Here is a 12,367-nt window from a genome sequence, read left to right as displayed (position 1 = left end):
CGCGCAGATCCCGACCTCGACGCAGACGTCGGCCCGCGGCCTGGTGAGCCCCTCACCGGGGCCGGGGGCGCGACGGCGGCGGGGCCGCGAGCTGGCCGCGGAGCGCGCTCGGAGCGAGGCGGCACACCGCGGCGCGTCTTGGGGACGCACCGCGGCGCGCCGGGGGGATTGCCCTTTCGAAAATCGGATCCATTTGGTCGCCGACATGAACACGGAAAGCCCGAACCCCGAAACCAGCAGTTCCACGCCCTCTGCCGAGCCTTCGGGTGCGGCCCCGGGCCCGGAGACGCCCGCGTCGACCCCGTCCGAGGAGGCCAAGGCCGCCGGCGCGGTCGAGCTCCCCTTCCAGGCCGAGGTGCAGCAGGTCCTCGCGCTGGTCATCAACTCGCTCTACGCAAACCAGGAGGTCTTCCTCCGCGAGCTCATCTCGAACGCGTCGGACGCGCTCGACAAGGCCCGCTTCCTGGCCCTCACGCGCGAGGGCGCCGCTGAACAAGCCGGCGAGCCCGCGATCCTCATCACGCTCGACGACGCCGCCCACACCCTCACCATCGAGGACAACGGCATCGGGATGACCCGGGACGAGGTGGTGCAGAACCTCGGCACCATCGCCCGCTCGGGGTCGCTGGAGTTCCTGAAGGCCAACGCCGAGGCCGCAAAACAGAAGAAGGACGGCGGCAAGCTCCAGCTCATCGGCCAGTTCGGCGTCGGCTTCTACGCCGCGTTCATGGTCGCCTCGCGCGTCGACGTGCAGACCCGCTCGATGCTGCCGGGCGCGGAGCCCGTCCTGTGGCGCTCGTCCGGCGCGGGCTCCTTCACCGTGGCCCCCGGCGATCGCGAGCACCCGGGCACGAAGATCGTCCTCCACCTCAAGGAGGACGCGCGCGAGTACACGAAGGTGTGGCGGGTCAAGGAGATCATCCGCAAGTACTCGGATTTCGTTCATTTCCCCATCAAGGTGAACGACGAGGTCGCGAACCGCTCGGCCGCGCTCTGGACGCTGCCCAAGTCGCAGATCACCGAGGAGCAGCACGCGGAGTTCTTCCGGCACGTGACCGGCGGCTACGAGGGGGAGAAGCCGCTGCTCACCGTGCACCTGTCGATCGACGCGCCCGTGCAGTTCCACGCCCTGCTCTACGTGCCCGAGAAGGCGCCGGCGGACATGTTCCACAAGGACCGCAGGGGCGTGCGCCTCTACGCGAAGCGGGTCCTCATCGTCGAGGACTGCGACAAGCTGACGCCGATGTACCTGCGCTTCCTGCGCGGCGTCGTCGACTCCGAGGACCTCTCGCTGAACGTCTCTCGCGAGATGCTCCAGGAGAACCGCACGCTCTCCCAGATCGAGCAGCAGATCGTCAAGCAGGTGCTCAAGTCGCTCAAGGACCTCTCCGAGTCGGAGCCCGAGCGCTACGCGGCCTTCTGGAAGGAGTTCGGCCGGGTCATCAAGGAGGGGGTCACCAACGACTGGAAGAACAAGGACGCGATCGCCGAGCTCTGCCGGTTCGAGTCGATGAACACGGAGGCCGGCAAGGTCATCTCGCTCCGCGACTACGTGGCGAAGATGCCGGAGGCGCAGAAGGAGATCTATTACGTGACGGGGCTCGGCCGCCACGCGGTCGAGCAGAGCCCGCACCTCGAGGCGTTCCGGAAGCGCGGCTACGACGTGCTGTTCCTCGTGGATCCGGTCGACGAGTGGTTCGTGCAGTCGCTGAACGAGTTCGACAAGCGCCGCCTCAAGAGCGTGATGCACGGCGACGTCGACCTCGGCGCCGAGCCGGAGAAGAAGGACGAGCCGGAGGCGTCGGTGGACGCGGCCGTGGCGGCGGTCAAGGCGGCGCTGGGCGACCGGGTGAAGGACGTGCGCGTCTCGCGGCGCCTGACCGACAGCGCGAGCTGCCTCGTCGCCGCCGAGGGGGACCCAGGGGCGAACTTCGAGCGGATCATGAAGCTCATCGACCAGAATACCGGGGAATCCAAGCGGATCCTGGAGCTCAACCCGGGCCACCCGGTGGTGAAGAACCTCAACATCCTGGCGGGGCGAGAGCCCGGCTCGGAGCGGGTGAAGCAGTGGTCCGAGCTCCTCCTCGACCAGGCCCTCCTCGTCGAGGGCGTGGTGCAGGAGCCGGCGAAGCTCGTCCGGCGCATCCAGGACCTGCTCGCGCAGGTGAGCTCCGCGGCTGTCAGTCAAAGCTGAGCAGCGGGTGACCGCCGCTCGGCGTGGTGGAGTTTCTTGGCCGGCGCCGGGCGGCGGTGATAGGCGCGGGACGAGGTCGCCAGATGTCCCGAACCGCAACGCCGGCGCTCGGCCGCCGGGCCTTTCTCCGAGCGCTCGGCGCGGCGGGCGGCGCCCTGGCCGCGCCGGGGCTCTGGGCGCCGGCGCCGGCGCTCGCCAGGGCGGCCTCCAGGGTGAAGGCCGTCGAGGCGTCGGACATCGGCGTGACGCTGAAGATCGAGCTGTCGAACGCGCCGTTTCCCTGCGACGGGGCTCCCTACCAGGACGCCACGGCGATGGTCTTCGTGCCGGCCCATTACCGCGCGCCGGAGAGCGATGCGCTCGACCTCGTGATCCACTTCCACGGCCACGTCACGACCGCGGAGCGGGCCATCGCGGCGCACAAGCTCCGCGAGCAGCTCCACGAGAGCAAGCAGAACGCGGTGCTCGTGGTGCCGCAGTGCGCGGTGAACGCGGCGGAGTCGCCCCCGGGCAAGCTGGGGCAGAAGGGCGGCCTCCGGCGGCTGTGCGGCGAGCTCGCGTCGGTGCTCGCGAGCCCCTCGGCGCGGCGGGCGCTCGGCGATCGCGCCATCCCGCGGCAGGCGAGGCTCGGGACGCTCTGCCTGTCGGCGCACTCGGGCGGATACCGCGTCGCGGCCGCGTGCCTGCGCCACGGCGGCTGCGAGGTGAACGAGGTGTACCTGTTCGACGCGCTGTACGGCGAGGTCGACGCGTTCCGCGACTGGGTGCTCGAGCGGAAGGGCCGAACGGGGCGGGAAAGGCACAAGCTCATCAGCCACTTCGTCGCGGGCGACGTGCGGCGGCTCAACCTCGAGCTCGCGCGCGCGCTCGAGGCGCAGGGCGTCGCCTGCCTGCACGAGCGGCGCCCGGGCGAGCTCACGCGCAAGCAGCTCCTCGACGGCCGCGCCATCTTCATCCAGGTCCCGCTCGCGCACAGCGCGGTGACCTTCGAGCAGAACGCGTTCCGCGACTGCCTGTTCGCGTCGGGCCTCCGCCGGCAGCTCCGATCCAGCTGGTTCAAGAAGAAGGACGAGCCGCGCCGGATCGACGTGCGGCGCGGGTCCTGACGTCGTCCCGCAGCCGCGGCGCCGGCGCCGTAGGGGAGGGCGCCGGCCGGTCGTGGCGGCGCGCGCGTCAGTGCCGGAGCGAGACGTTGGCCAGCGCGAGGCGCGCGTCGTTGACGTACGCGCTGTCCGGGAAGCGGCGGATGAACGACCGCAACGTCGTCTTCGCGTCGTTCCAGGCCTGGATGTCGAGCAGGCACTCGGCGAGGAGGAAGGTCGCGTCATCCATGACCTCCCGGTCGGGCGACGCCTCGGAGAGCGTCATGAGCAGCGGAATCGCGTCGCGCTGCCGGTTCAGCCTGCGGTAGGCGCGCGCCAGGTTGAGGCGGGCCGAGGGGGTGTGCGACGCCGTCTCCTTCTGCCGGATGGCGTCCTCGAAGGCGACCGCGGCCTCGTGCCAGCGGCCCGTCCGCATGTGATCGAGGCCCGTCTGGTACGATTTGATCGAGAGCTCGGAGCGCGACTTGTCGACCGAGTCCGTGAAGAACGCGAGCTCGGCCCGGGTGAGCGGCGCCTTGCGCAGCGCCTCGAAGCCCTCGATCACCTCCTGTCGCCGCTCGGCCCGGATGAGCTCGTAGAACGCCGCGGCGTCGCTCTCGGCCTTGGCGCGCGCGTCGCTCCGCTGCTGCATCTCCTTGAGATCGGCCTCGTGCTTCGCGATGCGGTCGCGCGCGCCCTTGGTCTCGGCCTGGACGGCGTCCACGCGTGCGTCCCAGGCGAGCTTGACCACGCCGATCACCACGATCACGAAGAGCAGGTTCGCGCTCGCGCTGTTCCAGAAGGCGCGCCGCTCGTACGCCATCTGGCGCTTGGAAATGCTCTTCAGATCCGCGGCGAGGGCGTTCGTGAGGTTGTTCGTCTTGATGATGAGCCCACGGGATTCCACGATCTCACGCTTGATCTCCCTGAGCTCGTCGTCGAAGTCGTGCATTTTCAGGTCCTGAAACCGTGGCCTGTGCAGGAGGCTGTGCTCGTGCTAAGGGGGCCGCGAACGCGGACCCCCGCGCCGCGCCAGGGTGCCGCGGACGCGGATCCCCGGCCTCGCCGACAGGCCGCCCTTACGCTACCAGGAAGCTCTCCCCATGGACACAAGCGACATCCGAAAAGGCCTCAAGTTTATGGTCGACGGCCAGCCCTACTCGGTCATCGACTTCCAGTTCGTCAAGCCGGGAAAGGGGCAGGCGTTCACCCGCGTCAAGATCCGGAACATGGCGACGGGCGCGGTGCTCGAGCGCACGTACAAATCGGGCGAGAAGCTGGAGCCAGCGGACGTGGAGGAGCGCAGCCTCCAGTACATCTATCCGGAGGGCACCGACTTCGTTTTCATGGACCCGGCGACCGGCGAGCAGCTCACGGTCCCGGGCGACAAGATCGGCGATGACTCCAAGTGGCTGAGCGACGGGATGTCGATCGACGTGACCCTGTTCAACGGGCTGCCGATCGGCGTCAGCATGCCCCCGCACGTGGTGCTCCAGATCGTGAGCAGCGAGCCGGGCATCAAGGGCGACACGGCGAGCGGCGCCACCAAGCCCGCCACGGTGTCGACCGGCGCGACCGTCAACGTCCCGCTCTTCGTGAAGGAGGGCGAGTGGATCAAGATCGACACGACCGACGGCAAGTACCTGGAGCGCGTCAACAGGTGATCCCCGGCTGACCTCCGGGGCCCGAGCGCCGACGGAGGTCACTTCGCCTCGAAGATCACGGCGGCCGCGCCGGCGACGCACGCGACGCGGGCGCCTCCGTTGGCCGGCGCGCACGCCGTCGCCTGCGCGAGGTCGCCGCCCGTCCAGAGGCGCGCGGCGCCGCCCGCGGTCGCCACGAGCAGCCCGCCGGCGGCGGGGATCGCCAGCGTGGCGCCGTCCGGCGACCGCGCCGCGCCCTGAGGCGCGGGCGTCGTGAGCGGGAACGACAGCGCGGACGAGGCCGGCGCGGCCGCGCGCAGGTCGATCGAGATCAGCGCGGCGCCGAGGGCGATGTCGAAGCCGCGCTCGGACGCGGCGAGCGGGACGAAGGGCAGGCGCTCCGTCCCGGCGCAGCGCTCGGGCGCGGCGGCGCCGGGCCGTGCGCGAGGCCCCTGGCCGCGGAGCAGCGGGAGCGGGACCTCCATCTCGCCGACGGCATCGGGCGAGCTGCGGAAGAGCGCGAGCAAGGTGGGCGCGTCGCAGCGCCGCTCGACGGCGACGAGCTCCGCGGGCCCGGCGTGGACGGCGGCGGGCCACGGAGGGATGTCCGTCGCGGACTCGGTGGAGGTCGCCGTGTCGACGCGGACGACACCCTGCGCGGTCCGGACGAGCAGGGCGCCGCTCGCCTCGAACGCGAGCGGGCCGAAGGCGCCGGTCCTGGTCGGCTGCGGGGCGGCGGCGGTGCGGTACACGGCGGCGGCGGTCGCCGGCGGCGCGAGCTTCGCGACGAGCTTGCCGTCCTCCTTGGTGCGCCCCTCGGCGCCGCCCCGGTCGAGCGCCGCGATGGCCGCGATCGGCGCGCCCCGCGTGGACGCCGCGACCGCCTCCGCGTGGTCGATGGCGGCCGCGAGCCCCGGCTCGCCGCAGCGCACCGGCCCAGCGCCCGTCCAGACGAGCGCCTCGCCGGCGCGCGCGGCGTCGCGGCCGGTGGTCGCTCCGGCGCCGCTTTCGGCGTCGGCGCAGAGGGCGGCGTGGAACCGGCGCAGCCGCTGGGCGGCGGCGGGCACGGCCGGCGCCGTCGACTTGCCGCGCGCGTCCCGGAGCAGGGAGGCGGCGAGGGCGCGCAGCGCCTCGCCGGGCTGGGCCGCGTCGCGCGAGAGGCCGGCGGGGCGATCCAGGAAGACGAGCGGGGCGCGGACCTCGGACGCGGCGCCCGCCGGGGCAGGGAACGGGCGCAGGGCGCCTTCGATTCCGACCGAGACGATGAGGTCGTCGCGGCCGTCCGCGTCGCGGTCGGCGACCTCGAGGGAGGCGGAGAGCGCTTCCTCCGCAGGCGGCGCGCGGAGGCGGAGCTCCAGGGCGAGCTCCGGCGGCGCGCCCGCGCCCGCGGCGGGCCCGGGGAGGCGGATCACGGCGATCCAGCGCGTGGCGCCGGTGCCCGCGGCGCCGCGGCGAGCGCCGCCGCACTGCGGGGCGAAATCGAAGGCGAGCGCGGAGGGGCCGATCTGGCTGAGGCCGACGCGCGGGGTGCACCCCTGCGCGTCGAGATCGCCGGGGAGCGCGGCGAGCGTGCGTAGCGCCTGCGGCCGCGCGGCGGGCGCGAGCAGGAGCTCGCCGCGCAGGCCGTCGGGCGACCGCGCCCAGGCGACGAGATCGCGCGCGCCGTCCCCATCGACGTCGAGCAGGAGCCCGGTCTCGAACGTGCGCCCGGTCGGCGCCGCGGCCACGGGGCCGCCCTCGAGGGGCCATCGCTTGCCGCCCTCTGGCGCCGGGACGCTCGGCACGACCGCGAACCGAGGCGCGGCGGCGTCCGGTGCGCCGGCGTCGGCCTCCGGGCCGGCGGTCGCCGCGCCGGGGCCGACGCCGCTCAGCGGGGGCGGGGAGCCGGAGGGCGCCGCCGAGCCGAGCGTGTAGGGCGTGTAGGGCCTGGAGCTCGGGCAGCCATCGCAGCCGGCGGCGGCGAGGAGCGGGAGCAGGGCGCGGAGGAGCTTCGAGCAGGATCGATCGGGCATCGCGGGCGGATCCGCAGGCGCACCGGTGTGCGGCGGGCGGCGCAGGCGTAGCACGGGCGGCGGGCGGGCGTCGTGGGGCCGGCGCGCCATCCAGCCGCCCGCGCGCCGGATGGCGCCGGTGCGCCTTTCGGAGTAGCTTGATCGAGGGTAGATGAGCGGGCCGAAGCCTCCCAGGGCCGTCGAAGGCGAAGACTATTACCTCGAGGGAGGCCGGGTGGTTTTCACAGAGGCGTATCACCTGAAGCGGGGATACTGCTGTAACTCCAAGTGCCGCCATTGCCCTTACCGGGAGAGGGCGCCGGCAGAGTCGATCTCCGTCGCGCTGCCTCGGCTGAAGCTCCCCTGACGCCGGTGACGCCGGCGCAGCGGCCGAGCCTCCGCGGCGGATCGCGGCGAGCGGCGCCATGCGACGTGCCGCTGTGACGGTATCGCGGAAGCCGCTGCGCACGCGCGCGCCGGCGTCCCGCGGCGGCCTGTGGCGGCAATCCGTCTGCGGTCGATGACGGGCGGAGAGCCCCGGCGCGCCATGGAATGCCGGTTGATCCGGATTGCGTGGAGCGTCTAGGATTTCGCGCCCACATCCGCGCGGGAGCTCCTATGCGTCGCAGTCTTCCCCCTCTGCTCTGCTGCCTCTTGCTCTCCGTGCCGATCGGCTGCGACGCCACGTCGGCGAACAGACCGCCGTCCCACGATACGCCGGCGGAGCAGCCGAGCGTGGACACGGATGGCGATGGGATCAGCGATGCGGTGGAAGGGCGCGACGAGGCGGTCGACACGGATCGCGACGGTCAGCCGGATTTCGAGGACACCGACTCCGATGGCGACGGGCTGTCCGACAAGCTCGAGGGCGTTCCTTTCCCCGGGGAAGCGGAGCCGCGTGACAGCGACGGCGACGGGGTGCCGGATTACCGCGACGAGGACTCCGACAACAACGGGCTACCCGACGAGGACGAAGGCGACGGCGACCGCGACCGCGATGGAACCGCCAATTACGTGGATCCCGACGATGACGGCGACGGCCTCCTGGACGTGGTCGAGCTCGGGCCGGACCCGCTCGATCCGGTGAACACCGACGGCGACATGTGGCCTGATTTCCGTGACAGGGACTCCGACGACGACGGTATCCTGGATCGGTTCGAGAGAGAGTTCGACGCCGACGGCGACGGGATCCCGGCGTTTCGAGATCTCGACTCGGACGGCGACTGCCGGCCCGACTCGATCGAGCGCGGCGACGGCGATCCCGAGCGGCCGCCCAGGGACAGCGACATGGACGGCGGGGCCGATTTCCTCGACCTGGACAGCGACAACGACAGCCTGCTCGACGAGCTCGAGGACCTCAATTGCGACGGCGTGCTCGACCCGGGCGAGTCCAGCACCGCGAGCGAGGACACGGACGAGGACGGCGTGAACGACCTCATCGAGCAGGCCGCCGGCACGGACCCGAACGACGACCTGGACAACCCGCGGGCCAGCGGGGATTTCGTGTTCATCGTGCCTTATCAGAGCCGCCCGGATCCCGCGCAGGACACGCTGGATTTCTCGACCAGCATCTCGCAGGCCGACGTGGTGTTCGCGATGGATACCACCGCGACCATGGGCGGCCAGATCAATCATCTGAAGGGCGCGCTCCAGGAGATGATCGATCAGCTCGCCGAGGAGATCCCGAACATCGGCATCGGGGTGACTCAGTACAAGGACTTCCCGATCGACTCCTACGGGGGCCGCAACGACCAGCCGTTCTACCTGGAGCACCGGGTGATGAGCGTCCTCACGCCGGCAGGGCGCGAGTCGGTGCAGGACGCGGTGAACTACCTCAAGGCCGAGGCCGGCGGCGATCTCCCGGAGAGCGGCTGGGAGGCGCTTTATCAGATCGCCACCGGGGCGGGCACGAGCAAGGGCGGCGCCGACGTGCCCATGTTCAATCCGCTGAGCGCTCCGCCGGGCATGACCCCGGCGGGCGAGACGGTCGGGACCATCGGTGGCGTGGGCTTCCGCTTCGGCTCGCTGCCCATCGTGGTGATGATCACCGACACGCCGAGCCACAACGGGACGTTCGTGCAGCACAACTACGCCAAGTCCAAGGTGGAGTCGCCGACCTATTCGCAGGCGCTGCAGGCGGTGACCCGCGTGGGAGGCCGGCTCATCGGCATGGTCGCCTCCAGCTCGGTCGAGGCGCAAGCCGACCTGACGGCCGGCGTGGTGGCGACGGGCTCGGTGGTCCCGCCGGCGGCGTGGGGGCCGGAGGGCACGCGCCCGCCGCGGTGCGCGGTGGGACAGTGCTGCGTCGGCGAGAACGGGAGCGGCGTGACGGTGGAGAGCGGCAAGTGCCCGCTCGTGTTCCGGGTCGCCAGCAGCGGCGACGGGCTGAACCTGGCCGTCGTGCGGGCGATCAAGGTGCTCACGACCTATGTCACGCTCGACATCTCGGCGGCGGCGGTGGCGGACGAGACCGACGCGGTCGACGCCGCGAGCGCGTTCATCGACAGGATCATCGCGAACAACAGCGCTCCTGAGCCCTGCACCGCCGGCTTCAGGGTCATCGACAAGAACGTCGACGGCGTCGCGGATACCTATACCAACGTGTTCCCCGGGCCCACGGTCTGCTTCGACGTGATTCCGAAGACCAACGTCTCGGTGCCTCCGACGACGGAGCCGCAGGTGTTCACGGCGAACATCGTCGTCACCGGCGACAGCGTGACCACGCTCAGCACCCGCAAGGTCTTCTTCCTCGTCCCGCCGGAGATCCCGGTGCCCCCCATCGACTGATGAGCCTCCGGCGCTCGCGGCTCCCTGGAGGCCCGGCGAGCGCTGCTCCGGCCCCTCCTCGCCGCGCCCGCGCCCGGGGAGCAGCCCGGGATCCCTCGCCCCCGCTACCTGGCGGGCGATCGCAAGGAAGACGGCTCCTCCGCGGCCACCAGCGCCGTCCCGGGCCCGATGTGGAACGCGTTGCCTCGCCAGGAGACCCGCCGGTTCGAATACGCGTTCAGCCAGCAGAAGAACCAGCACAGCGTCCGGAGCGGCTCCACCGCCACCAGCGCCAGGTTGGAGCGCGCCGGGCGCAGCATCTTCAGGGCCAGGAACGTCCCCAGGCTCTGGAGCGTCCAGGCGAACAGCCACATCTCCAGCGCGAGGCCCGTCGGGTTGAGCAGCAACGTGAGCCACGCGATGAGCAGCGGCGAGTTGAACGGCTCTGCCGCGAAGCAGCGCGGAACGAGCGTGCGCCGCATCTTCGCCCAGCGGGTGTGTCGATCCAGCATGCGCGTGAGAGAGCAGCTCGTGTTGCGGTTCTCGATCGGATCCAGGCAGAGATCGACCACGAACCCGCACGCGCTGAAGCGCTGTCCGAGCATGTCGTCCTCCGCCAGCACCTGGGCCACGCTCTCGAACCCTCCCACCCGCGCGAGATCGACCCGCCGCATCGCCATCGATTTGCCCACGCTGATGGACCGCCCCGCGAGCTCGGCGGCGGCGACGACCCCGGGCGCGATGAACGCCCCGAGCTGCGCGTTCTCGACCGCCGCGCCGAGCGTCCGCTCCCCCGTGCCCACGACGACGCTCGAGACGAGCCCCACGCCCGGCCGCATCAAGATCGACAGCAGCGAGCGGAGGTAGTCCGGGCGGACACACACGTTCGCGTCCGAGATGACGAGGACGCTGCCCTCGGCCCTGCGCTCGAGCTCGAGGAGCTGCGCCACCTTCGGGTTCAACGCCGCGCTCGGATCCGTCAGGCAGAGCCGCGCCTTCAGCTCGGGGTGCGCCGCGATGAAGGCCTGGATCACCGGCACCGCGCGGTCTTCTCGCGAGGCCACGCCGAAGACGATCTCGTAACAGGGGTAATCGAGCCGGGCGAAGGATTCGAGGTTGTCGGCGAGCCCGTCGTCGACGCCCGCGACGGGCTTGAGGATGCTGACGAACGGGGTCGCCCCGCACGGCCGCGACGCTTGGACCGGCGCCACGAGCCGGTGCCGCGCCATCCTCCAGAGGAAGGAGGTTTGGATCGTCGCGTAGATGATGGATGACAGCGCCGTCGGCGCGACCGTCGCCAGATCTCCCCAATCCATGGATGGCCATGCTGATCGAACCGCGTGGCGTCTCGATGGCCGGACCGCAAACCCAGCGCTGACTTTTCGCGACCGAGGCGTGACAGCCCCTCATCGCCACGACACACCGCGATGGCCGGCACGAACTCGAGGTGTTACGTGAGATCCGTCGCCGACACACGCGCGCCGAGGCCACGCGAGCCCATCGGCGCTGCCGGGCAGCGTCAGCTGATGCGGCCGATCAGCTCGCGGGTGATGTTCTTCTGGTGCGACTCGAGCGTGCCGCCGCCGATCTCGAGCAGCTTGGCGTCACGGAAGAACCGCTCCACCTTGTACTCGGTGCAGTAGCCCCAGCCGCCGAGCACCTGCATGGCGTTGTCGGCCACCTCCTTGCCCACCGGCGCGGCGAAGAGCTTCGCCGCGTCGGTCCCGAGCCGGTTTCTCCGCTCGGGGGTGACGTTGCGCGCCACCGCGTAGATGAGGGCGCGCGCCGCCTCGGTCTTGGCGTAGCTCTCCGCGATGTAGCGCTGGATCTGCCCGTGCTCGGCGATGGGCTTGCCGAAGCTCCTCCGCTCTCCGGCGTACTGGATCATGATCTCCAGACAGCGGTCCGCGATACCCAGGCTCATCGCCGCGAGCGTGAGGCGCTCCAGCTCCAGGTTCCTCATCATGTTGCGGATGCCGCCGCCCTCCTGGCCCAGGACGTTCCAGGCGGGCACGACGCAGTCGTCGAAGAGGAGCTCGCTCATCGTGCTCCCCCGCATTCCCATCTTCGGGGTCTTCTCGTCGGTCGAGAACCCGGGGAACCCCCGCTCCACCACGAAGGTCGTGACCCGGCCCTCGATGGTCGCATAGACCAGGAAGATCTGGGCCTCCGGGGCGTTCGTGATGAGCGCTTTGCGCCCCTTCAGGATGTACCGATCCCCGTCGCGCCGGGCGAACGTCTTCATGCCGAGGACGTCTGTCCCGCTCGTCGGCTCGGTCATGCCCATCGCGCCGATCCACTCGCCGGAGAGCACCTTCGGCAGGTACCGCGCGCGCTGCTCGTCATTGCCGGCGTGAAAGAAGTTGTTCACGAACAACATCGCGTGGGCGAGATACGCGAGCGTGAACCCGGGATCGCTCTTCGCGAGCTCGTGGTGGACGATCACCGCGGCGACCGCGTCCATGCCCGCGCCCCCGTGCTCCGAGGGCACGGTCACGCCGAGCAGGCCGAGCTCGCCGAGCCGCCGCATCAGGGGAACGTTCAGGGTGGCGCTCCGGTCGTGCTCGTCGGCCTGCGGCTCGACGACCTCACGGGTGAAATCCCGCACCATCTGCCGCAGCATCCGGTGCTCTTCCGTCGGGTTTTCCAGATCGCTTGCCATTGCGGGGGACGACGCGCTCATCGCGGCCC

9 protein-coding genes are annotated in these 12,367 nt (G+C 71.2%); 5 read left to right on the top strand and 4 right to left on the bottom strand.

From position 1 onward, the window contains the following. Positions 1 to 205 precede the first annotated feature (205 nt). Positions 206 to 2,194, top strand: coding sequence for a molecular chaperone HtpG (gene htpG / locus ACSRUE_RS02270; RefSeq protein ID WP_441289584.1), 1,989 nt, complete (start codon positions 206 to 208; stop codon positions 2,192 to 2,194). A gap of 83 nt (positions 2,195 to 2,277) precedes the next feature. Further along, positions 2,278 to 3,300 (top strand): hypothetical protein, encoded by a 1,023-nt coding sequence (locus ACSRUE_RS02265; protein ID WP_437762443.1) that lies wholly within the window; start codon positions 2,278 to 2,280, stop codon positions 3,298 to 3,300. Between the two features lie 67 nt (positions 3,301 to 3,367). On the opposite strand, the gene ACSRUE_RS02260 is transcribed toward ACSRUE_RS02265, so the two are convergent. Then, entirely contained in the window at positions 3,368 to 4,228 is an 861-nt protein-coding gene (locus tag ACSRUE_RS02260) for a tetratricopeptide repeat protein (RefSeq protein ID WP_441289583.1), read from the bottom strand. A 151-nt stretch (positions 4,229 to 4,379) separates the two neighbouring features. Here ACSRUE_RS02260 and efp point away from each other — a divergent pair, with 151 nt between their 5' ends. After that, positions 4,380 to 4,940, top strand: coding sequence for an elongation factor P (efp, locus tag ACSRUE_RS02255; protein ID WP_437762441.1), 561 nt, complete (start codon positions 4,380 to 4,382; stop codon positions 4,938 to 4,940). Positions 4,941 to 4,978: 38 nt separating this feature from the next. Here efp and ACSRUE_RS02250 read toward each other — a convergent pair whose 3' ends face one another. Further along, positions 4,979 to 6,931: a hypothetical protein gene (locus tag ACSRUE_RS02250; RefSeq protein WP_441289582.1), complete on the bottom strand. Its 1,953-nt coding sequence runs from the start codon at positions 6,929 to 6,931 to the stop codon at positions 4,979 to 4,981. Positions 6,932 to 7,082: 151 nt separating this feature from the next. Between ACSRUE_RS02250 and ACSRUE_RS02245 the strand changes: the two genes are divergently transcribed. Then, positions 7,083 to 7,277, top strand: a complete 195-nt coding sequence (locus tag ACSRUE_RS02245) for a DUF5522 domain-containing protein (protein WP_437762439.1) — start codon at positions 7,083 to 7,085, stop codon at positions 7,275 to 7,277. Positions 7,278 to 7,645: 368 nt separating this feature from the next. Further along, positions 7,646 to 9,697: a VWA domain-containing protein gene (locus ACSRUE_RS02240; RefSeq protein ID WP_441289581.1), complete on the top strand. Its 2,052-nt coding sequence runs from the start codon at positions 7,646 to 7,648 to the stop codon at positions 9,695 to 9,697. Positions 9,698 to 9,801: 104 nt separating this feature from the next. Here the strand turns inward: ACSRUE_RS02240 and ACSRUE_RS02235 are convergent, their stop codons facing one another. Together ACSRUE_RS02235 and ACSRUE_RS02230 are read right to left on the bottom strand one after the other, a co-directional pair. Then, entirely contained in the window at positions 9,802 to 10,992 is a 1,191-nt protein-coding gene (locus ACSRUE_RS02235; RefSeq protein ID WP_441289580.1) for a glycosyltransferase, read from the bottom strand. A gap of 203 nt (positions 10,993 to 11,195) precedes the next feature. Further along, positions 11,196 to 12,359 carry an acyl-CoA dehydrogenase family protein gene (locus tag ACSRUE_RS02230; protein ID WP_441289579.1) on the bottom strand — a complete coding sequence of 388 codons (1,164 nt, stop codon included), beginning with the start codon at positions 12,357 to 12,359 and terminating at the stop codon, positions 11,196 to 11,198. Positions 12,360 to 12,367: the final 8 nt, after the last annotated feature.

This window comes from Sorangium sp. KYC3313 (assembly GCF_052075895.1).
Classification (GTDB): domain Bacteria; phylum Myxococcota_A; class Polyangia; order Polyangiales; family Polyangiaceae; genus Sorangium; species Sorangium cellulosum_B.
Note: the sequence above shows the minus strand (reverse complement) of the source record. Positions and strands in the feature narration are given on the sequence as shown.

Bases quoted from the DNA above. Each gene is read 5' to 3' on its own strand.
- efp (WP_437762441.1), top strand. From the start codon at position 4,380: ATGGACACAAGCGACATCCGAAAAGGCCTCAAGTTTATGGTCGACGGC.
- ACSRUE_RS02250 (WP_441289582.1), bottom strand. From the start codon at position 6,931: ATGCCCGATCGATCCTGCTCGAAGCTCCTCCGCGCCCTGCTCCCGCTC.
- ACSRUE_RS02260 (WP_441289583.1), bottom strand. From the start codon at position 4,228: ATGCACGACTTCGACGACGAGCTCAGGGAGATCAAGCGTGAGATCGTG.
- ACSRUE_RS02265 (WP_437762443.1), top strand. From the start codon at position 2,278: ATGTCCCGAACCGCAACGCCGGCGCTCGGCCGCCGGGCCTTTCTCCGA.
- ACSRUE_RS02235 (WP_441289580.1), bottom strand. From the start codon at position 10,992: ATGGATTGGGGAGATCTGGCGACGGTCGCGCCGACGGCGCTGTCATCC.
- ACSRUE_RS02245 (WP_437762439.1), top strand. From the start codon at position 7,083: ATGAGCGGGCCGAAGCCTCCCAGGGCCGTCGAAGGCGAAGACTATTAC.
- htpG (WP_441289584.1), top strand. From the start codon at position 206: ATGAACACGGAAAGCCCGAACCCCGAAACCAGCAGTTCCACGCCCTCT.
- ACSRUE_RS02230 (WP_441289579.1), bottom strand. From the start codon at position 12,359: ATGAGCGCGTCGTCCCCCGCAATGGCAAGCGATCTGGAAAACCCGACG.